General features: G+C 63.4%; 21 protein-coding genes. 5 read left to right on the forward strand and 16 right to left on the reverse strand.

What is annotated here, in order from left to right:
• Positions 1 to 320: 320 nt before the first annotated feature.
• From guaA to guaB, 5 genes are all read right to left on the reverse strand, one after another.
• The gene (guaA, locus tag AB7A72_RS07390) at positions 321 to 1,937 is read right to left on the reverse strand and encodes a glutamine-hydrolyzing GMP synthase (RefSeq protein WP_369459495.1); all 1,617 of its coding nucleotides are present in this window, start codon (positions 1,935 to 1,937) and stop codon (positions 321 to 323) included.
• Positions 1,938 to 1,982: 45 nt separating this feature from the next.
• Positions 1,983 to 2,429 (reverse strand): type II toxin-antitoxin system VapC family toxin, encoded by a 447-nt coding sequence (locus AB7A72_RS07395; RefSeq protein ID WP_369459496.1) that lies wholly within the window; start codon positions 2,427 to 2,429, stop codon positions 1,983 to 1,985.
• On the reverse strand, positions 2,426 to 2,686 hold the full coding sequence (locus AB7A72_RS07400) for a type II toxin-antitoxin system Phd/YefM family antitoxin (protein WP_230777299.1): 261 nt from the start codon (positions 2,684 to 2,686) through the stop codon (positions 2,426 to 2,428). Before AB7A72_RS07400 ends, AB7A72_RS07395 begins: the two co-directional genes overlap by 4 nt.
• A gap of 380 nt (positions 2,687 to 3,066) precedes the next feature.
• Entirely contained in the window at positions 3,067 to 3,525 is a 459-nt protein-coding gene (locus AB7A72_RS07405; RefSeq protein WP_239811727.1) for a DIP1984 family protein, read from the reverse strand.
• 59 nt (positions 3,526 to 3,584) lie between these two features.
• Complete coding sequence (gene guaB, locus AB7A72_RS07410) at positions 3,585 to 5,060, reverse strand: IMP dehydrogenase (RefSeq protein WP_239811726.1); 1,476 nt, start codon at positions 5,058 to 5,060, stop codon at positions 3,585 to 3,587.
• A 144-nt stretch (positions 5,061 to 5,204) separates the two neighbouring features.
• On the opposite strand from guaB, the gene AB7A72_RS07415 reads away from it, so the two are divergent.
• Entirely contained in the window at positions 5,205 to 5,765 is a 561-nt protein-coding gene (locus AB7A72_RS07415; RefSeq protein WP_312408863.1) for a DUF4124 domain-containing protein, read from the forward strand.
• Positions 5,766 to 5,830: 65 nt separating this feature from the next.
• Here the strand turns inward: AB7A72_RS07415 and AB7A72_RS07420 are convergent, their stop codons facing one another.
• Entirely contained in the window at positions 5,831 to 6,157 is a 327-nt protein-coding gene (locus tag AB7A72_RS07420) for an RnfH family protein (protein ID WP_312462373.1), read from the reverse strand.
• A 58-nt stretch (positions 6,158 to 6,215) separates the two neighbouring features.
• Positions 6,216 to 6,656 (reverse strand): type II toxin-antitoxin system RatA family toxin, encoded by a 441-nt coding sequence (locus AB7A72_RS07425; protein WP_239811724.1) that lies wholly within the window; start codon positions 6,654 to 6,656, stop codon positions 6,216 to 6,218.
• Between the two features lie 137 nt (positions 6,657 to 6,793).
• On the opposite strand from AB7A72_RS07425, the gene smpB reads away from it, so the two are divergent.
• The 3 genes from smpB to AB7A72_RS07440 all read left to right on the forward strand — a co-directional run bounded on the left by smpB (position 6,794) and on the right by AB7A72_RS07440 (position 8,233).
• A complete protein-coding gene (smpB, locus tag AB7A72_RS07430; RefSeq protein WP_021027262.1) occupies positions 6,794 to 7,267 on the forward strand; it encodes an SsrA-binding protein SmpB in 474 nt (157 codons plus the stop codon).
• 58 nt (positions 7,268 to 7,325) lie between these two features.
• Positions 7,326 to 7,733 carry a DUF4259 domain-containing protein gene (locus tag AB7A72_RS07435; protein ID WP_369459497.1) on the forward strand — a complete coding sequence of 136 codons (408 nt, stop codon included), beginning with the start codon at positions 7,326 to 7,328 and terminating at the stop codon, positions 7,731 to 7,733.
• Between the two features lie 89 nt (positions 7,734 to 7,822).
• Positions 7,823 to 8,233: a COG4315 family predicted lipoprotein gene (locus AB7A72_RS07440; protein ID WP_239811722.1), complete on the forward strand. Its 411-nt coding sequence runs from the start codon at positions 7,823 to 7,825 to the stop codon at positions 8,231 to 8,233.
• A gap of 90 nt (positions 8,234 to 8,323) precedes the next feature.
• Here the strand turns inward: AB7A72_RS07440 and AB7A72_RS07445 are convergent, their stop codons facing one another.
• The 7 genes from AB7A72_RS07445 to AB7A72_RS07475 form a co-directional block, all read right to left on the reverse strand.
• Entirely contained in the window at positions 8,324 to 10,288 is a 1,965-nt protein-coding gene (locus tag AB7A72_RS07445; protein WP_369459498.1) for an oleate hydratase, read from the reverse strand.
• Positions 10,289 to 10,411: 123 nt separating this feature from the next.
• Positions 10,412 to 11,506 (reverse strand): enoyl-CoA hydratase/isomerase family protein, encoded by a 1,095-nt coding sequence (locus tag AB7A72_RS07450; RefSeq protein WP_369459499.1) that lies wholly within the window; start codon positions 11,504 to 11,506, stop codon positions 10,412 to 10,414.
• An 82-nt stretch (positions 11,507 to 11,588) separates the two neighbouring features.
• The gene (locus AB7A72_RS07455; protein WP_369459500.1) at positions 11,589 to 12,620 is read right to left on the reverse strand and encodes an acyl-CoA dehydrogenase family protein; all 1,032 of its coding nucleotides are present in this window, start codon (positions 12,618 to 12,620) and stop codon (positions 11,589 to 11,591) included.
• A gap of 16 nt (positions 12,621 to 12,636) precedes the next feature.
• The gene (locus tag AB7A72_RS07460; protein WP_369459501.1) at positions 12,637 to 13,794 is read right to left on the reverse strand and encodes an acyl-CoA dehydrogenase family protein; all 1,158 of its coding nucleotides are present in this window, start codon (positions 13,792 to 13,794) and stop codon (positions 12,637 to 12,639) included.
• Between the two features lie 15 nt (positions 13,795 to 13,809).
• Positions 13,810 to 14,787, reverse strand: coding sequence for a Bug family tripartite tricarboxylate transporter substrate binding protein (locus AB7A72_RS07465; RefSeq protein WP_312408856.1), 978 nt, complete (start codon positions 14,785 to 14,787; stop codon positions 13,810 to 13,812).
• Between the two features lie 66 nt (positions 14,788 to 14,853).
• Positions 14,854 to 15,291, reverse strand: a complete 438-nt coding sequence (locus tag AB7A72_RS07470) for a MaoC family dehydratase (RefSeq protein ID WP_394680233.1) — start codon at positions 15,289 to 15,291, stop codon at positions 14,854 to 14,856.
• 62 nt (positions 15,292 to 15,353) lie between these two features.
• Entirely contained in the window at positions 15,354 to 16,556 is a 1,203-nt protein-coding gene (locus AB7A72_RS07475) for a CaiB/BaiF CoA transferase family protein (RefSeq protein WP_369459502.1), read from the reverse strand.
• A gap of 106 nt (positions 16,557 to 16,662) precedes the next feature.
• On the opposite strand from AB7A72_RS07475, the gene AB7A72_RS07480 reads away from it, so the two are divergent.
• A complete protein-coding gene (locus AB7A72_RS07480) occupies positions 16,663 to 17,559 on the forward strand; it encodes a LysR family transcriptional regulator (protein ID WP_369459503.1) in 897 nt (298 codons plus the stop codon).
• Positions 17,560 to 17,627: 68 nt separating this feature from the next.
• On the opposite strand, the gene typA is transcribed toward AB7A72_RS07480, so the two are convergent.
• Positions 17,628 to 19,457: a translational GTPase TypA gene (gene typA / locus AB7A72_RS07485; RefSeq protein ID WP_239811713.1), complete on the reverse strand. Its 1,830-nt coding sequence runs from the start codon at positions 19,455 to 19,457 to the stop codon at positions 17,628 to 17,630.
• Positions 19,454 to 20,446: a tRNA pseudouridine(55) synthase TruB gene (gene truB, locus AB7A72_RS07490; RefSeq protein WP_312408850.1), complete on the reverse strand. Its 993-nt coding sequence runs from the start codon at positions 20,444 to 20,446 to the stop codon at positions 19,454 to 19,456. Before truB ends, typA begins: the two co-directional genes overlap by 4 nt.
• Between the last annotated feature and the right edge of the window lie 4 nt (positions 20,447 to 20,450).

Genomic DNA, 20,450 nt, shown 5'->3' on the forward strand with positions numbered 1-20,450 from the left:
AGGACGCGCAGCAGCCAAAGCCATTGAAACGGTAGTTGTACCGCAACGCTCCGGCTTCAGTTGGCAACACCGCTACGAACATGCCGTCGCGGTCCACCACGTGGAATATTCTTTTTGAGCGCCAAGGCCCCACGTGCTCGATCGGTCAGCAATCAGCATCTCATGTGATTTGCCGCCGCAAAAAGATACCGTCACGACAACCGTCAAATGCGCCGGCTTAGGCAAACTGGGTGAGACACCCAGAGACGCCTAAGCCTTTATTGCATTTGGAATTTCCGTGATTTTCAAGCCTGTTTGAGGCAGCGTGAGACGACGCTGTTTCACTCCCACTCGATCGTCGCAGGCGGCTTGCTCGAAACATCGTAGGTAACGCGATTGATCCCGCGCACTTCATTGATGATCCGGTTCGAGACACGCTTGAGCAGGCCATAAGGCAGTTCCGCCCAGTCGGCGGTCATGAAGTCGCTGGTCTGCACGGCGCGCAGCGCCACGACGTAGTCGTAGGTGCGGCCGTCGCCCATGACGCCCACGCTCTTGACCGGCAGGAAGACGGTGAAGGCCTGGCTGGTCATGTCGTACCAGGTCTTGCCGGTGGCGTCGTCCACCCAGTTGTTCAGCTCTTCGATGAAGATGGCGTCGGCGCGGCGCAGCAGGTCGGCGTATTCCTTTTTCACTTCACCCAGGATACGCACACCCAGGCCTGGGCCGGGGAACGGATGGCGGTAGACCATGCCACGGGGCAGGCCCAGGGCCACGCCCAACTCGCGCACTTCGTCCTTGAACAGGTCACGCAGCGGCTCGAGCAGCTTCAGGCCCAGTTGCTCTGGCAGGCCGCCCACGTTGTGGTGGCTCTTGATGGTGACGGCCTTCTTGCTCTTGGCGCCGCCCGACTCGATCACGTCGGGGTAGATGGTGCCCTGGGCCAGGAAGGTGGCGCCCTTGTGGCCGCCGTCGCCAGCCTTGAGCTTGGCGGCCTCGGCCTTGAACACATCGACAAACAGGCCGCCGATGATCTTGCGCTTGGCTTCGGGATCGCTCACCCCAGCGAGCTTGCCCAGGAACAGGTCCGAGGCATCGACGCGGATGACCTTGGCGTGGAGCTTGCCTTCGAACATCTCCATCACCATGTCGCCTTCGTTGAGGCGCAGCAGGCCGTGGTCCACAAACACGCAGGTCAGCTGGTCGCCAATGGCGCGGTGGATCAGCGCGGCAGCGACGGACGAATCCACGCCGCCGGACAGGCCCAGAATCACCTCTTCGTCACCGACCTGCTCGCGGATCTTGGCAACCGCTTCTTCGATGTAGTCACCCATGATCCAGTCGGCCTGGGTGGCGCAGATGTCGAGCACAAAACGGTTGAGCAAGGCCTGGCCTTGCACGGTGTGTGTTACCTCGGGGTGGAATTGCACCGCGTAGTAGCGGCGCGCTTCGTCGGCCATGCCAGCGATCGGGCAGGATGGCGTGGACGCCATGACCTTGAAGCCTGGTGGCAGCTCGGTGACCTTGTCGCCGTGGCTCATCCAGACCTTGAGCATGCCGTGGCCTTCGGGGGTGACGAAGTCCTCGATGCCCTTGAGCAGTTCGGTGTGGCCATGGGCGCGCACTTCGGCGTAGCCAAACTCGCGGCTGTTGGAGCCTTCAACCTTGCCGCCCAACTGGGTGGCCATGGTCTGCATGCCGTAGCAGATGCCCAGCACGGGAATGCCCAGCTCGAACACGGCGTCCGGCGCGCGGTCGTCCACTTCGTAGACGCTGGCATGGCTGCCGGACAGGATCACGCCCTTGAGCTTGCCATCAGCGGCAAACTCGCGCACCCAGTCGCTGCTCACATCGCAGGGATGCACTTCGCAGTAGACATGGGCTTCGCGCACGCGGCGGGCGATCAGTTGGGTGACTTGGGAGCCAAAGTCAAGGATGAGGATCTTGTCGTGTTGCATAGCAGGATCGTTGGGTTTGGATGGAGAAAAAAAGGGGGTGATGGGTCAAAAATCGTCGGCGGCCAGCACGGTGATTCCGCATTGCCGGGCCGCTGCCACCTGCGCGGCATCAAAACTGGCCAATGGCAGGCGCAGCGACTGCGCGAGCCACAGATAGGCGGCATCGTAGACCGGCAGGCCAGTGGCCAGCGCCACATCGAGCACAGCCTTGTGCTGGGCGGGTGCCAGCTCATGCAGCTCCACCCGGTGACGTATGGCATCAAGCACGCCCCAGAGGCCCTCGACGCTGCCCAGCGGGATACGGCCGCTGTTGGCGCCGGAGGCCACCAAGTTGCTGCATTCCCAGAACCAGAGGTTGGGCGCTTGCGGGTCCACCTCATGGCGGCGAATGCGGGCGTAGAGGCGCTGGGTATGGGCGCTGGCCGCCTCGGGCAGCAGCCAAGCTGCGGTGACCGAGGCATCGAGCACAAAGGCGCTGAAGGCGGCGCTCATGCAGCGCTCCTGCCGCGGCGGCGCAACTGGGGCACCGAATCTGCCTCGGGCGGCGGCGCAATGCTGGCCTGCAAGGCCTCGATCTGCGCCAGCTCACGGGCAATCTGCTCGTCGGTGATCACCGGCTTGCGCCGCATCGGCAGCATGCGCACCACCTCTTTGCCGTGGCGCGTGATGCGCACTTCCTCGCCCTGCTCGACCAACTCGACCAGCGCAGAAAAACGGGTTTTGGCTTCGTAAATACCGACGCTGTGCATGGAAGTAGGTGACAAAAAATCTGGCCTGAACATCAATTCAGACCAGATTCTATCATTCAGACCAGTTTTATGCCAACAGACCGGAATTGAAGGGGTTTTGGCTGTGGCCTCTTGTGGCGCGACAGCGCAGCAAGGGCTGTTGTCACAAGAGGGAGGAGCGCCGCGTCAGTGCAAGGTAGTGAGGTATACGCTGTCAAAGGTACAGGGTGCGTGGTTCCGGGCTGATGGGTAAGCCGTGTATTGAGCACGTTTGCGCTGCCCTCCGCGCATCCAGAGGGACCCAGTATGTTTTCAACCCCCTGGCTCCCGGCCGGGGTCTTTGCACTCGCCCGTGGCGCTCCAAAAACTAGCTAATCATCCCTTGTTGAATTCTTGAACGGTTAGGCCGCCACATCGACCTGCCAATTGGCCGATTGCAGCACCACATTGGTCTCGCGAATCCGGCGCGACAGGTCATCGGCCTGCTTTTGCAAGCTGGCCACGTTGATCTGCGGCAGCCATTTGATCTCGCGCTGGCTGTAGCGGTCCACATCCTTGTGGGTGGCGGCGATGGTGGCAACCAGCAGCGAATGCTGGGCCACCAGCGTATCGCGCTCGGCCAGGATATCGGCCAGCAGACGGCCATCGGCCAAGCGGGCCGTCTCATTGGCGGTGTTGATGGCGCGCACCAGCTGCTGCTGCGCCAGCAAGGTCGAGGTGGCCTCGGCCAGCAGGTCTTCGACCCGCTCCTTGGGCTGCTCGCCCTCCTGCACGATGGCATTGCGCGCAATGCGTTCACGCAAGGAGAGCAGCTTTTTCTTGTGGTCGGCGCGGAGCAACAGGGCTTCGGCAAGCTTCATCGGCATTCCTTCGCAGGGTTCGAAAAAATGGCTGCCAGCGGCAGCCATTCTCTGGACCATCAGTCAGCGCGGTAGTTCGGCGCTTCCTTGGTGATCTGCACGTCGTGCACATGCGATTCACGGATACCGGCTGCGGTGATTTCCACAAACTCGGCCTTCTCGTTCATCTCTGCAATCGATGCACAACCGCAGTAGCCCATCGACGCACGCACGCCGCCTGCCATCTGGTAGACGATGGCTACCATCGAGCCCTTGTAAGGCACGCGGCCTTCAATGCCCTCGGGCACCAGCTTGTCGGCATTGGGGTTGCCGGTGCTCGATTCCTGGAAGTAGCGGTCGGCCGAGCCTTGCTGCATCGCACCGATCGAGCCCATGCCACGGTAACTCTTGTACGAGCGGCCTTGGTAGAGGATCACTTCGCCAGGGGCTTCTTCGGTACCGGCAAACATGCCGCCCATCATGATGGTGGATGCGCCAGCAGCCAGGGCCTTGGAGATATCGCCGGAGAAGCGGATACCACCGTCAGCGATCAAGGGCACGCCGGTGCCTTGCAGCGCCTGGGCCACGCTGTCCACAGCCATGATCTGGGGCACGCCCACACCGGCCACGATACGGGTGGTGCAGATGGAGCCGGGGCCGATACCGACCTTGACGGCATCCGCGCCCGCTTCGACCAGCGCCAGCGCTGCTGCGCCGGTGGCGATATTGCCGCCGATCACATCGACTTGCGGGTAGTTTTGCTTGACCCAGCGCACGCGCTCGATCACGCCACGGCTGTGGCCGTGGGCCGTATCCACCACCAGGGCGTCGACACCGGCCTTGACCAGCAGGTCCACGCGCTCTTCGGTACCAGCGCCCACGCCCACCGCTGCAGCCACGCGCAGACGGCCCGCGCGGTCACGGGCGGCATTGGGGAAGGTGGTTTGCTTGGTGATGTCCTTGACGGTGATCAGACCCTTGAGTTCAAAGGCATCGTTCACCACCAGAATGCGCTCGAGCTTGTGCTTGTTGAGCAAGGCTTTGGCAGCGGCGGGCGTGGTGTCGTCCTTTTCGTTAACGGTCACCAGCTTCTCGCGCGGCGTCATGATGTCGCGCGCCTTGACGTCGTAGCGGGTCTCGAAGCGCAGATCGCGGCTGGTCACGATGCCCACCACCTTGCCGCCGTCGCAGACCGGGAAGCCGGAAATGCCGCGTTCGTCGGACAGCTGCATGATCTGCAGCACCGTGTGCTCCGGCGTGATGACCACCGGGTCGTGCACAACGCCCGATTCATGGCGCTTGACCTTGGAGACCTCGGCAGCCTGCTGCTCGGCGGTCATGTTCTTGTGGATCACACCAATACCGCCCTCCTGGGCGATGGCAATCGCCAGTCTGGCTTCCGTTACCGTGTCCATGGCGGCAGACACCAGGGGCAGGTTCAGGCGGATATTGCGGGTGAATTGGGTGGCGAGAGAGACGTCCTTGGGCAGGACTTGGGAGTATGCGGGCACCAGCAACACATCGTCGAAGGTGAGCGCTTTTCCGATCAGGCGCATTGTGAAGGCTCCAAAAAAAGGATTCTACCGTCTTTTGTAAGCAGCCTGCAGGGCGGCGGTATGACAGCCCCTCCAACGCAGGTTGTTATCTCCAACCAACAACTTCGTGCGGCACCGACAATCGGCACGCTACACTCGCCTTCTATGAAACTCATCAAGCTGCTCTTGCTCTCGGTAGCCATTGGCATTGGCGCGCCCGCCATGGCCCAGTGGCAGTGGATCGACAAAGATGGCCGCAAGGTCTTCAGCGACCGACCACCGGGGCTGGAGGTGCCGGAGAAGAACATTGTCAAGCGCCCCAAGGGTTATGGCGCGCTCAAGGGTGTGCAATCCTCGGGCACAGGCCCTGCGCTGCGCGATGCCAGCCCTGCCCCGCAAGAGGGCGAGGCCAGCGATGCGGCAGCGGCACCAGCCCCTGCAGCGGCCGCCCCTGCTGCCAAGGCAGCCGCCGGCAAGGACAAGGAGCTGGAGGCGAAAAAAGCCGCAGACGCCAAGGCCAAGGCCGATGCCGAAGCTGCTGAGAAGGCCAAGCAAGCGGCGGCCAGGGCGGACAACTGCAAACGTGCGCAGCAGGCCAAGGCGATGTATGACACCGGCAAGGCCGTCCGTGCACCGAATGAAAAGGGAGAGATGGTGTTCCAGAATGCCGAACAGCGCGCCTCCGAGATCAAGCGCACCGATGAGGCCATCTTCAACAACTGCTGATCACCCGCGCCACCCGCCAAAAAGCCAAGCAGATGCTTGGCTTTTTTCATTCAAGGCGCGCGGCGTCAAGCGCCATAGCCGGCTTTGGACTGCGGCCTGCGCCGGGCAAACAGGCCTGTACCGCGGGCGCCCTGCTTGGCAAAGCGCTCACGGCGGGCCTTTTTCGGATCGACCTTGAGTGGCTGGTACAGCTCCACCCGGTCGCCATCTGCCAGAAGCTGGCTGCGGGAGCGCAGCCGGCCCCAGATGCCAGCGTCCTGCGTATCGGCAAACACCTGGCCGGTTTGTGCGCTGGCAGCAGCCAGGGCCTGGGCCAGGCTGGCACCGGCGGGCAGCCGCAGTTGCACGCTGTGGGGTTCGCCATTCTCAGCCCAGACCACTTCGACCTGCATCAGGCCTGCAGCCGCCACTGCAGCCGCCACTGCGCGCGCTGCTGCCGCCGTGTCTCCATCAGCCATAGATTTTCTCGGCACGCTGGATGAAGGCGTCCATCATCGTCGCGGCGATCTTGTCGAAAATGGGGCCGACCACGGCGGCCAGCGCCATGCTGTCAAAGCCGTAGCTCAGGCTCAGCGATACCTTGCAGGCGCGCTGGCTGCCGTCGCCCACCGGCTCAAAGCGCCAATCACCCTGCAGTTGCGAGAACGGCCCTTTGACCAGCGCCATCTGCAGGCGCTTGCCCGGCTCGTAGGTGTTGCGGGTGACAAAGGACTTTTTGATACCCGCCAACGCAATGCCTACCTCGGCGGTGACGCCATCGGCGTGCTGCTCCAGCACATGCGCGTGGTCACACCAGGGCAGAAAATCTGGGTAGCGTGGCACATCGGCCACGAGATCGAACATCTCCTGGGGGCTGTACCAGATCAGGACGGACTTGTTGACAGTTTTCATGCAGACAGGAGAGCGGGCTGCAGCAGCAAACCGGCTGCCGCCCAAAACATTCATAAAATCATAGACCAGAACAAAAAGCGCTGCACCCAGCAGCCCTAAGGGCTTGGGAAAGCCGTTTTGCCCCTAATATTGCAATTATGTCGAAGACGAACAACACCAACAGCCGCATAGCCGATAACAAGAAGGCTGCATTCAACTATTTCTTTGAGGAACGCTTCGAAGCGGGCATGGTGCTGCACGGCTGGGAAGTCAAGGCACTGCGCGAGGGCAAGGCCCAGCTGACCGATGGCTACGTGCTCGTCAAGAACGGCGAGCTCTTTCTGATGGGCTGCCAGATCAACCCGCTCAAGACCGCCTCGACCCATGTGAGCCCGGATGCCGCGCGCATCAAGAAGCTCTTGATGAAAAAGGACGAGATCAAGCGCCTGATCGGCAAGGTCGAGCAAAAGGGCTACACCTTGGTCCCCATCAACCTGCACTGGAAGAACGGCCTGGCCAAATGCGATATTGCATTGGCCAAGGGCAAGGCCGAGCACGACAAGCGCGACGTGATCAAGGACCGCGAAGGCAAGCGCGAGGTCGAGCGCGCGATGAAGGTGCACAACCGCTGATCGGCGACAACTTCCGCGTAACTGCCATGGGGCCACCATCACGAGTGGCCCTGTTTTTTTGCTCTCTATCTCTTGTAGCGAGATCCGCAGGGGAACTTGGTCACACGGCAATTTTGACAACGACGCAGCACTGGACTGGCTCGGCGACACCACCGGCCAGCTGATTGCAGAGATCCGGGAAGCGATGGCATCGCCGGACAGCATGCAGGCCGATGAATGGGACGGCGATATCGTGCCGTGCCGCATCGAGCTGCTCTGCGTGATGGCAGAAAACGGCATGGCGCCGCGCTGGCCTGATCTGCAAGAGCTGCAGCAGTGGAAGCAAAGCTATTTGCGCGAGTGGGACGGCAGCATCGACGAACTGGACCCGGATGAGGACTACCGTCAGGACCGCCGCGACACCCTGGCCGCCACCTTTGACCGCATGCTGAAACTGGCTGCCGCGAGCGCTGACGCCGGGCGCTGAGGGCTGCGATATAGCGCGCCCGTCTGACACGGCACTACATCAGCGCGCACTATATTGGTCGGCACCATCAACCAACCTGGATGCTGTCTATGTTCTCCAAGCTCGCAGTACTGGCCATTCCGCTGTCGGCCGTCCTTTTGACCGCCTGTGGCTCGATGCACCACAAGGACCACAAGGAAGCGGCCACCAGCACCCCGGTGCGTTCCGCCGATGGTGTGCTCGTCGGTCCCGATGGCCGCACGCTCTACACCTTCACCAAGGACACTGCTGGCAGCGGTGCCTCCACCTGCTACCAGCAGTGCGCCACCAACTGGCCGCCACTGGGCGTGGCCCCAGGCGCCAAGCCGATTGGTGATTTCAGCATCATCACCCGCACGGACAACACCCAGCAGTGGGCCTACAAGGGCTGGCCGCTGTACTACTTCGCCAAGGACAGCCAGGCGGGCGACAAGCGTGGCGACGGCATGGGCGGCGGTGTGTGGAAGCTCGCCACGCCTTGATCGGCCAGCGGCCCTGACCGTCAGCGCATACAACAAGAGGTGGCCCTGCGGCCACCTCTTTGCATGGGGGCATACCGCCCCGCACGCCAATTATTTGGATTTATCGCGCAGATTGCTGCTGTAGCGCTCCAGCCAGGCCGACAGCTTGCCGAAAGCCTGGCCGCCCTTGCCCAGCAGCTGCGCCAGCTCCGATTCGGCACGCTCGCGCAGGGTCTCGTCGTTGTCGGGCAACGGCGGCAGAATGTGGGCGAAATAGGTCTTGCCCAGCACGCGGTGCAGCAAACGTTCACCGACAAAGGGCTGGTTGCCATTCAGCGCCCGCGCACCCTTGATGATGTTGCGGATGTCGTACTGCGTGGGGCTGATGTCGGGCACCTGCTTGGGCAGGCCCAGCAGGGTGTAGACGCCGATGCGCGCCGTGCGCACCGAGCTCTCCATCGTGAAGATGACATCATTGCTGGTCTCGACAAACTGGCCCAGCAAGGCCAGGTTGGTGCAGCCCTCGGGCACTACATGGGGCCGGTCGCCGGCGGCGCGCGGCATGAACTGCGCGGTGATGTAGGGCATCAATGCCAGGCGCACCTTGGTATTGGCCGCCACCGCATCGATCTGGTCGGCAATGCCCAGGTGGTAGCACAGCTCGGCCAGAATCTCGCGGCCCGTGCATTCAGGCATGGTCTTGGGCACATGGTTGCCCTTCTTGTCCATCAGCAGTGCGTAGACCCACAGCACCAGCACGTCGCCGGGCTGGTCGGGGAAATGCGGCTGGCGGTTGCAGGTAAAGCTCATCACCCAGTTCGAATCGGTGAAGGTGATGACGCCGCCGGTCACCGTCTTGCCCGAGTAGGGATCGTTGACCGACAGTTCCTTGAGCTTGTCGATCAATGGCGAGGGTTTGCAGGTCAACGTGGCCGACTCCCACATCGAGCCCTTCACATCGCCATAGAACTTTTCGGGCCGGCCAAACACCGGCGACTTGGCTGCCAGGCGCTTCCACAAGGTCCAGTCGCTGTCATCGCCCGGCTCCTCATTGCCACGCGCCAGCACCGGCACCGTATCCATATCGCCATATGCCGTGCCCTCGGTCATCGAGCCGGTCAGCGCAAACACGACATCATGGGGACCGACGTCAATCTGTACCTCCTGGCCCGCCGATCGGCAGCGGATCGCGGTGACCGTGCGGCTGCCCGCTTCTTCGCGCATGTCCAAGTCATAGGCGCGGGTGTTGAACTGCACCTTCACGCCCTTGTCCTTGAGCATGCGCGTCAGCGGTACGACAAAGCTGTCGTACTGGTTGTACTTGGGGAACACCAGCGCCGACATGTCGGTCAGCCCATCGATGGCATCGAGAAAGCGGTGCATGTAGAGCTTCATCTCCAGCAGGCTTTGCCAGTTCTCGAACGCGAACATCGAACGCCACAGGTACCAGAAATTGGTCTCCAGAAAGCTCTTGCTGAAATAGGATTCGATGCTGATGTCGTCCAGCTCCTCCTTGCGCTTGAGCAGCAGCTTGACGATCTCCCACTGGTGCGCCTTGGTCAGGCCCAGGGTGGAGAAATCGCGGATCTTGCCTTGCTGGTGCATCAGCCGGGCCTTGGACCAGTTGGGATCGTTGTCATTGACGTAGCGGTACTCGTCGAGCACGCTGTAGCCCTCGGGCAGCTCCAGCGCCGGCACGTCCTGGAACAGGTCCCAGAAGTTGTCGTAGTTCCAGTTCATCTCGCGGCCACCGCGCACGATATAGCCCTGCTCGGCATTGCCCGCACCATCGAGCGAGCCACCCGCCACATCCAGGGTATCCAGAATGGTGATGTCTTCGCCAGCCATGCCGCCGTCACGGATCAGGTAGAAAGCTGCGGCCAGGCCGGCGATGCCGCTGCCGATGATCCAGGCCTTGCGCCCAGCAACCGGCGCCCCCAGCACCGGCCGGTTGCGCATATAGGCGCCCGTCATATCGGGTGGCGGCAGGCTGTCTTGGGGGCCCTTGCGCCAAAAGCCTTCACCAATGTTCGCCTCAACGCGCAGCGAGGAGGTCCGGGAGTCTGCATGCTTCATGCTGTTGCCTTTCATGGATAGCTTGACGATCAGACGTCAAGGTATAGCACACCGGCTCCCACCCGCTATTGATGAGCGGCAAGCGCCTACGCATCCACGTAGCCGCTTGCGCTGTCCTGTCGCTCAGTTCAGCGCCAGCAGCGGGTGCGCCTCCACAGGCCAGGGGCTGGCAAACATCTGCGCCACTTCCTGCAGGTTCACGTCTTCGATGCGGGCGGGGCTCCACTGGGGGGCGTGGTCCTTGTCCACCGCCAGTGCGCGGATGCCTTCGAGCGTCTCGCTCTTGCGGTCGGGCCGCAGGTAGAAGCAGTGGCGCACCATGTCGCGCTCCATGCGCAGGTCGTCAGCCAGGCGCATGCCGCGAGCGCGGCGGATCTGCTCGAGCACGACAAACAGCATCAGCGGTGAGCGCTTGCGCAAGGTCTCGGCAGTGGCGCGGGCAAAGTCGCTGTTGCCGGCCTCCAGTGCGGCGATGATGGCCGGCACATCGGCCAGGCCAAAGTACTGGTTGATCTCTGCATCGGGGTTGGCTGCACGCTCTGGCGCAGGTGCCAGGCCGGCTTTGACAAAGGCCTGCACCGCGTCGCCGTTGGCAAAGCTGCCAGTGGCCAGCCCGTCCCACAGCGCCTGCTGCTGCGCGCTGGTCAGGTAGCCATCGGCCAGCCGGTAGGCCAGTGCATCGGCCGCGCCAATCATCTGGCCGGTCAGGCCCAGGTACTCGCCCACATGGCCGGGGCAGCGGGACAGGAAGTAGCCGCCGCCCACATCGGGGAACAGGCCAATGGCCGTCTCGGGCATCGCCATCTTCGTGCGCTCGGTGACGATGCGCAGGCTGCCGCCCTGGCTGATGCCCATGCCGCCACCCATCACGATGCCATCCATGAAGGCGATATAGGGCTTGCCGAAGTGGTGGATCAGGTGGTTGAGCGCATATTCCTCGGTGAAGAAATCCTCCAGCTCGGGGTTGCCTGCCATGCCGGCGGCATGCAGAAAGCGGATATCGCCACCAGCGCAGAAGGCGCCAAACGCGCCCTCCTTGTTGCTGCCCCGGATGGCGACGGCCAGCACCTTGTCGTCCTGCTGCCAGCGCAGCAGCACATCACGCAGCTCGCGCACCATCGCCAGCGACAGCGCATTCAGCGCCTTGGGCCGGTTGAGCGTGATAAAGCCCAGCTGGCCACGCACTTCGCTTTGCACATCTTCGGTGTAGACCGACATAAGACTTGACTCCTTGTTCTTCTGAAAACAACCGCCACCATAGCCGAAAAACGGCGCTGGCTGCGGTCAATCAGGTGCCAAATCAGGCTACCGGCGCGCTGCTGTCCGTGATCTGGCGGATCACATCGAGCGCCATGCCATCGGCAGCCAGCAGTGCTTGGCCCGCCTGCAGCTGCCAATAGCTTTCGCTGCCGGCCGTCTGGCGCCACAGGTGCAGGCGGCGGGTGTAGAGCTGCAGGTCAAACTCGGTGGTAAAACCGATGGCGCCGTGGACCGAGTGGGCGAGCGAGGCCACCTCGACAGCCGCCTCGCTGCTGCGCGCCTTGCCCACCGCCACCTTGAGCGGGTCTGCCACCACGCCATCGGCCTCGCAGGCGATCTGTGCGGCCATGCGCGCGGCGCTCACATGCTCGGCCATCACCGCCAGCTCATGCTGGATCGCCTGGAACTTGCCAATCGGGCGGCCGAACTGCTGGCGTTCGTTGGCAAAGTTCAGGCTGCTCTCCAACACCGTCAGCAGGCTGCCCGCCAGCAAGGCCGACACCAGCCCCGCCTGCGCGACCAGCAAGGAGGCGAAGGCAGGCACGCGCGTTGCAGAGGCCAGTGCTGCTTCGGGCCAGTGCAGATCCGCATCCAGCACAAAAATGCTGGCACTGGCCTGTGCTGCAGCCACCGGCAGCAGCAGCAGATCGGTGCCTTGCTGGCCCAGCACCCATTGCGCCACGCGGGCGCCGCGCACACCGGCGGCCCGCACGCCACCGGCCGCCACTGCCAGCTGCGGCGCCAATGCAATGGCGCCCTGCGGCAATGGCACACCGGCGGTTGCCAGCCAGGCCCGCGCCAGCATGGTGTCTGCCAGCGGCAGCGGCATCGCATGCTGGCCCAGCACATCCCATACGCCAAAGGCATCGCGCAAGGCCAGGCCTGCACCGCCAGCGGCCTCGGGCAGCAGCAGGTCGGCAAAGCCGGTATCTTCAATCTGCTGCCACAGCGCCGCAGCGGCCGGTGATGCCCCAGCACTTGCTGCCGCTTCGCTCTCTATTGCGCGTACCACAGCAGGCATGCATTGGCCGCTCAGCAGATCGCGCAGGGCCTCGTTAATCAAATGGTCCATGTTTTTCTCCTTGCGCTCAACGCAGGCCCAGGCCGCGCGCGATCATGCCGCGCAAAATGCTGCGGGTGCCGCCGCGCAGCGTGTAGCAGGGCGAGACGAGTGTGAGGTAGTTCAGGGTCAGCAGCAGTTCATGCGGCACGGCCTCGCCATCCAGCGCCATCAGGTCATCGGCAATCGCGGCCGGAATGTACTGCTCCAGCACGGTGCCCTGGTCCTTGACCAGCGCGGCCTCGACGATGGGGCTCTGGCCCTGCACCAGCTTCTCTTGCACCGCCACCGACAGCGCGCGCAAGGGTGCCAGGCGTGTCAGGATCTGGCCGGCCAGCTTCAGCGATTCCGCGCGTGGCGCCGCCTGACTGCGCAAAAAGGCCAGCCACTGGTCCAACAGCACCACCGACGAGAACAGGCGCTCCGGGCCGCTGCGCTCATAGGCGAGCTCGGCGGTGACCTGCTCCCAGCCCTGCCCTTCAGCGCCCACCAGTGCATCGGGGGCGAGCTGCACGTTGTCAAAGAAGACCTCGCAGAAATGGCTATCGCCTGACATGTCCTCAATGGGCCGCACGGTGACGCCCGGCAGGCTCAGGTCCACGATCAACTGCGACAGACCTTTGTGGCGGTCAGCCGCCTCACCCGAGGTGCGCACCAGCGCAATCATGTACTGGCAGTGCTGGGCGTTCGTCGTCCAGATCTTCTGGCCGTTCAATAGCCAGCCGCCCTCATGGGGCACGGCGCGGGTGCGCACGCTGGCCAGGTCGGAGCCGGCATTGGGCTCGCTCATGCCGATGCAGAAAAAACTCTCGCCCCGCGCCACCGGCGGTACATAGCGCTGCTTTTGCGCCTCGGTGCCGTATTTCAGGATCAAGGGCGCGCTCTGGCGCTCGGCAATCCAGTGCGAACCGACCGGGGCGCCAAAATTCAGCAGCTCCTCGACCACCACATAGCGCGCAAAAGCGCCCTGCTCATGGCCGCCATATGCCTTGGGGAAAGTCATGCCCAGCCAGCCCTTCTGCCCCAGCTTGCGGCTGAAGGCGGGGTCATAACCGCTCCAGGATTTGGCGCGGATATGGGCCGGAATGTCCTTGACCGCCTCTTGCAAAAAGGCACGCACTTCGGCGCGCAGCGCCTCACCCTCGGGCGGGATGCGCGTCAGCGCCAGTCCGTTGAGAATCGTCATCGTCTTCGCTTTCGTTCAGTCCAGGGATACGCCGGTGCTCTTGACCACGCCGGCCCAGCGCTTGATCTCGCTCTGGATGTAGTCGCCATAGGCCTGCGGGGTAGAGCCCAGCGGCTCGGTGCCCTGCACGCGCAGCTTCTCCAGCACGCCAGGGTCCTTCAATGCCTTCAGCAGTTCGGCGTTCAGGCGCTGCACCACCGCATCGGGCGTCTTGGCAGGCACCATCACACCCTGCCAGGCACCGGCCTCAAAGCCGGTCATGCCGCTTTCGGCCAACGTGGGGGCGTTGGGGAAATTGGGAATGCGCTGGGCCGTGCTCACCGCCAGCAGCCTGAGCTTGCCGTCCTTGATGAAGGGCGCCACCGAGTTGATGGTGTCGGTCATGAACTCGATCTGGCCCGCGACCAGGTCCACATCGGCCGGCGCACTGCCCTTGTAGGGCACATGGCTGGCATCGATGCCATAGTGCTGCACCACCTGAAAGGCGGCCAGGTGGGTGACATTGCCATTGCCGGCCGAGCCGTAGGAGAGCTTGCCCTTGTTGTCCTGCGCGTACTTCACCAGCTCCTGCACCGTGTGGGCGGGCACCTTGGGGTTGACCACGAGGCCCAGCGGCACCACGGCCGTCAACGCGACCGGGCGCAGGTCCCTGGCCACGTCGTAGCTGAGTTTTTTGTACAGCGATGGGCTGAGCGCAATCGACGAGGTGTTGTAGAGCACCGTATAGCCATCGGCCGCCGCCTTGGCCACCAGCGCGTTACCGATATTGCCGTTGGCGCCAGGCCGGTTGTCGACGATCACCGTCTGCCCCAGCTGCTGGCCCACCTGCTGTGCCAGCACCCGCGCCACCATGTCCGTAGGCCCGCCCGGCGGAAACGGCACGACCAAGGTGATCGGCTTGCTGGGCCAGGGATCCTGCGCCTGCGCAGCCCCGCCAACAGCCACCAGCGCCAACGCAAGCAGGGCCGAACGGCGTACAAAACCATATTGCATCTTTGTCTCCTGTATTTGTTCTCTCATCTGACCCAGGCCAGGGCGGCCACCTAACGGAAGGCCGCGCTAGCGCCCCGCCAGCAGGCGCACGGCGGTGTAGACCATCACCTGCTCCTGGCGCTGGTTGTAGACCTCGATGCGCGAGGTCACCACCGCCCGGCCACCTTTGCTGGTGGGCCTGATATCGGTTACTTCCACCAGCGCCTCAATCGTGTCGCCCACCACCACCGGGCCCAGAATCTTCTGGTGCAACTCCAACATGGCCAGGCCCGTACCCTGGATCATGCTTTGCAGGATGAAGCCTTCGATCAAGGTGTAGGTGAGCGCACCGGGTACCGGCCGGCCCCGGATCGCGCCGCCGTCGTAGCCGTCCTCGATAAAGATGGCTTCGAGCATGCCGGTGGTGTTGATGAAGTTGACCAGGTCGGTCTCCGTCACCGTGCGGCGAAAGGTGCGCAGCTGCTGGCCGACCTGCAGGTCCTGCCAGACAAAGCCCTGGCCCATGCGTGCGGTGCCGGCCAGCGTGGCGGCGCGGTTCTCGGTGGAAGAAATCCAGTTAGGGGCGGTCATGGCGTTTTTTCTTTCAGCGGTTCATCAGCCACGGAGGGCTGCAAAGCGGCAATGCGGGCATCGCCCCACCCGGCTTCGCGCAGCAGCTGCTGCGTGTGCTCACCCAGGCGCGGTGGCATGCCGATGGGAGCCTGCGCTCCATCGATGCGCACCGAGGAGCGCGGAAAACGCACCGTGCCCATGGCGGGATCGTGCTTTTCGACAAAAAAGCCGGTGGCCTGCAGGTGCGGGTCGCGCGGCAGGTCGTCCATGCGCGCGACGGGGGCGGCGGGGATCTCCAGCGCCTCGCAGGTCTGCAGCCAGTAGGCGGTGTCCTTTTGCGCGACATAGCTGCTCATGGTCTCCAGCAAGGTCGCGATATGGCGGGTGCGCTGGGCCTGGGTGGCAAAGCGCTCGTCCTGCGCCAGCTCTGGCTGGCCCACGGCGGCAAAGAAGCGGCGCCAGTGGCCATCGGTGTAGGGCATCATGCAGACATGGCCATCCAGGGTTTTATAGGGCTTGCGCCAGGGCGCCATCACGCGCGGGTAGCCGGCACCGCTGAGTGCCGGCTCAAAATGCATGCCGTAGAAATGCTCGACCAGGTTGAAGCCCACCATGGTCTCGTACATCGGCACCTCGACAAAGCTGCCCTCTCCGGTGCGTTCACGCTGGAACAAGGCCGCCATCACCGCATGCGCTGCCACCAGGCCACAGGTCTTGTCAGCGGCAATGGTCGGCAGGTAGCGGGCCTCGCCGGTCTGGCGCTCCATCAGGTCGGCCAGGCCACTCATGCCCTGGATCACATCGTCATAGGCGGGCAGGCCGGCATAGGGGCCATCCTCGCCAAAGCCATGCAGGCCCACGTAGACCAGGCGCGGGTACTGGCTGCGCAGCCGCACCGGGTCCAGCCCCAGCTTGGCCAGTTTTTGCGGGCGCATGCTGTGCATGAAGACATCGGTGGTCTTTAGCAGCGCATGCAGCGCCTCCTGGGCCTCGGGCGCTTTCAGGTCCAGCACCACGCTTTTCTTGCTGCGGTTGGAGCCCATGAACAGCGCCGACATGCCGGCCTCAGCCGCCGGCCCGGTGTAGCGCGTGGAGTCGCCGCCGGGCGGCTCGATCTTGATCACCTCGGCGCCGTAATCGGCCAGCACCTGGCTGGCCAGCGGCCCGAAAATCACGCTGGATAGGTCCAGCACCCGCAGGCCTGTCAATGCACTCAAGGCTTGTCTCCGTCTTTGTGGTGATAGCGATGAATGGCATTATTTGATATGTTTCACAACTGTGTCTATGTCGCAATTGACAGGTACTGATACACAGGAGATATCAATGGACTTGCGCCAACTGCGCCACTTTGTCACCCTGGCGCACACCCTGAACTACCGCCAGGCGGCCGAGCAGCTGCATATGTCGCAGCCGCCGCTGTCGCAGTCGATCCGCAAGCTTGAAGACGACCTGGGCGTGCAGCTGTTCGAGCGTGACCGGCGCGGCACCGTGCTGTCGGGCGCGGGCCGGGCTGCGCTGGAGAGCGCCAAGCTCGCGCTCTACCATGCGCGCCAGGTGCAGGCGGTATCACAGACCACTGCCAGCGGCGAGCTGGGGCGCCTGCACATCGGCTTTATCGGCTCGGCCACGTTCTCGCTGATTCCCAAACTGGTGCAGGCCTTCCGGGCCGCCTACCCTGCGATCGACCTGGTGCTGACGGAATCGACCACGCGTGAGATTTGCGCCCAGGTCGCCAGCGGCGATTTCGATGCCGGCCTACTGCGCTACCCGGTGACACAGGCCACCGAGCTGTCCATCACCCCGGTCGAGCCCGACCGCCTGATTGCCGCGCTGCCCGCTGGCAACCCGCTGCAGATCAAGGACCGTCTGCAACTGATCGACCTGGCCGACCAACCCTTTGTGAACTACCGCCCCAGCGAGGTGCCAGGCCTGCATGCGCTGGTGGTGCTGGCCTGCCAGAACGCTGGCTTCATGCCGAAGATCAAGCAGCATGCCGTGCAGGCACAGACCTTGGTAAGCCTGGTGGGCGCGGGCCTGGGCGTCGCCTTGGTGCCCGCCGTCGTCGCCAAGGCCGCCACGCCAGGCGTCGTCTTCCGCGAACTGACCGACACCCAGCACCTGCCCCAGATCGGCATTGCGCTGGCGTTGAACCAGCGCCAGCCGGTGGCCACGGCGCAGCGTTTGAAGGAACTGCTGCTCAAGCTCCAGCCTACGGGCTGACGCCTCCAATACGCAAAAAAGGCCGCAGATGCGGCCTTTGCTGGTGTGGGATCACGTCGCAACGCAGATTATGCGTTTTCGCGCGATGCGCGCTTGCGGTCGTGTTCCTTCAGGTGGCGCTTGCGCACGCGCAGGCTGGTGGGGGTGATTTCCAGCAGTTCGTCTTCTTCGATGAACTCGACACCGTATTCCAGCGACAGCTCGATAGGAGGCGTGATCTTGATCGCGTCTTCCTTGCCGCTCACGCGGAAGTTGGTCAGCTGCTTGGTACGGGTGGCGTTCACGACCAGGTCGTTGTCACGGCTGTGGATACCGACGATCATGCCTTCGTACACAGGGTCGTTGGGCTTGACGAACATGCGGCCACGGTCGTCCAGCTTGCCCAGCGCGTAGGTGAAGATTTCACCGTCGTCCATCGAGATCAGCACGCCATTCTTGCGGCCGCCGATTTCGCCCTTGTGCGGCTCGTAGCTGTCGAAGATGTTGGCGATCAGGCCGGAACCACGGGTCAGGTTCAGGAATTCGTTGGTGAAACCGATCAGGCCACGGGCCGGAATGCGGTATTCCAGACGGACGCGGCCGCGGCCATCGGGTTCCATGTTCACCAGCTCGCCCTTGCGCTCGCCCAGCGCTTGCATCACGCCGCCTTGGTGGCCTTCTTCGATGTCGGCCGTCACCAGCTCGATAGGCTCGTGCTTGACGCCGTCGATCATCTGCATCACGACGCGTGGCTTGGACACGGCCAGCTCATAGCCTTCGCGGCGCATTTCTTCCAGCAGAATGGTCAGGTGCAGTTCACCACGGCCAGCCACTTCAAAGATACCGTCTTCGTCGGTTTCCTTGACGCGCAGGGCCACGTTGGAGCGCAGTTCCTTTTGCAGGCGGTCCCAGATCTGGCGGCTGGTCACATACTTGCCTTCACGACCTGCCAGTGGCGAGGTGTTCACGCAGAAGTTCATCGTCAGCGTAGGCTCGTCAATCTTCAGCATCGGCAGAGGCTGTGGATTGGCCGGGTCGGTCACGGTTTCACCGATACCGATGTTTTCGATACCGCTGATCAGCACGATTTCGGAAGGACCGGCTTCGGTCGCTTGCACGCGGTCAATACCTTGGAAGGTGTGGACCTGGTTGATCTTGCCGGTGTAGCTCTTGCCGTCCAGGCCGGCCATCACGGCCACTTGCTGACCGGGCTTGAGCGTGCCCTGGGTGATACGGCCCACGCCGATACGGCCCACGAAGGTGGAGTAGTCCAGTGCGGAGACTTGCATCTGCAGCGGTGCAGTCGCATCGCCTTGCACCGATGGCACGTGCTCCAGAATGGTTTCGAACAGGGCCGACATGTCGGGACCCCATTGCGCGCCTGGCTCGCCTTCTTCCTTCGACGACCAGCCGTTGATGCCCGAGGCGTACACCACGGGGAAGTCCAGCTGTTCATCGGTCGCGCCCAGCTTGTCGAACAGGTCGAACGCAGCGTTGACGACCTTGTCGGGGTTGGCACCGGGCTTGTCGACCTTGTTCACCACGACGATGGGCTTGAGGCCCAGGGCCAGTGCCTTCTTGGTCACGAAACGCGTTTGGGGCATGGGGCCTTCTTGCGCGTCGATCAGCAGCACCACACCGTCCACCATGGACAGCGCGCGTTCCACTTCACCACCGAAGTCCGCGTGACCGGGGGTGTCGAGAATGTTGATGTGGGTGCCGTTCCAAGACACGGCGCAGTTCTTGGCCAGGATGGTAATGCCGCGCTCACGCTCGATGGCGTGGTTGTCCATCACGGTGTCCACGACTTTTTCGTGTTCGGCGAAGGTACCAGACTGGCGCAGCAGCTGGTCCACCATGGTCGTCTTGCCATGGTCAACGTGGGCGATGATCGCAATATTGCGGATTTGTTTGCTCATGATGTTTCCAAAATGCCGCTGGCTTGTGGGCGCGGCGTTCCTTCCAAAATTTGTTGAATCTCGACGGGGCTCAGGAGGCGGTCGGGAATGAGCTCACGCGCCCGGATGTGTGCCACACCCAAAAGCGCAGGAGGCTCTTCTCCATAAACGGCCACTGCATCGGCATCGGCCCATTCACCCCGCCGGCGCAAGCCGGACAAAAATCTGCCTGCATTATCACCATCGAGCGTGACACGGGTGTGCGCTGCAAGCAACGTGTCGACGGGCAACACGGTCTGCAGGCGCTCGGCGTCGGGCGTCGCTTCCAGGGTTTGCAGGCTGATGCAGCGGGACAGATCGATCCCGCCGGTCTCTATGCGGCGCAGGCTGCGCAGATGCGCGCCATAGCCAAGCGCCTGGCCGATGTCCTCGGCCAGCGTACGCACATAAGTGCCCTTGCTGCAGCGCACCGTCATCTTGAGCGCGACATACGCCTGCTCTTCTTCAACGCGGGAGAGCGTCAGATGCAAGATGGTCACGGCGCGCGGCTCACGCTCGAGCGTGATGCCGGCACGGGCGTATTCGTAGAGGGCCTTGCCATCGCGCTTGAGCGCGCTGTACATCGGCGGCACCTGGCTGATGGGGCCGGTGAACCGGGCCGCCACAGCAGCCAGGTTTTCGGAGGTCAGCGCCTGTGTGTCCACCTCCCAGGTCTGCAGCACCTCTCCCTCGGCATCGCCGGTGGTGGTGGTGGCGCCCAGGTGCACCAGGGCCTCATAGGTCTTGGGGGCATCGAGCTGCAATTGGCTGAACTTGGTGGCCGCGCCAAAGCACAGCGGCAGCACACCGGTGGCCAAAGGGTCGAGCGTGCCGGTATGGCCCGCTTTTTCGGCGCGCAGCAGCCACTTCACTTTTTGCAAAGCGTCGTTGCTGGACAGGCCAATGGGTTTATCAAGCAGAAACACCCCGTGCACAGGGCGCCGCTGCACCCGTGTGCGAGAGGCATTCATCGGG

Source organism: Comamonas sediminis (assembly GCF_041107495.1).
GTDB lineage: Bacteria > Pseudomonadota > Gammaproteobacteria > Burkholderiales > Burkholderiaceae_C > Comamonas > Comamonas sediminis.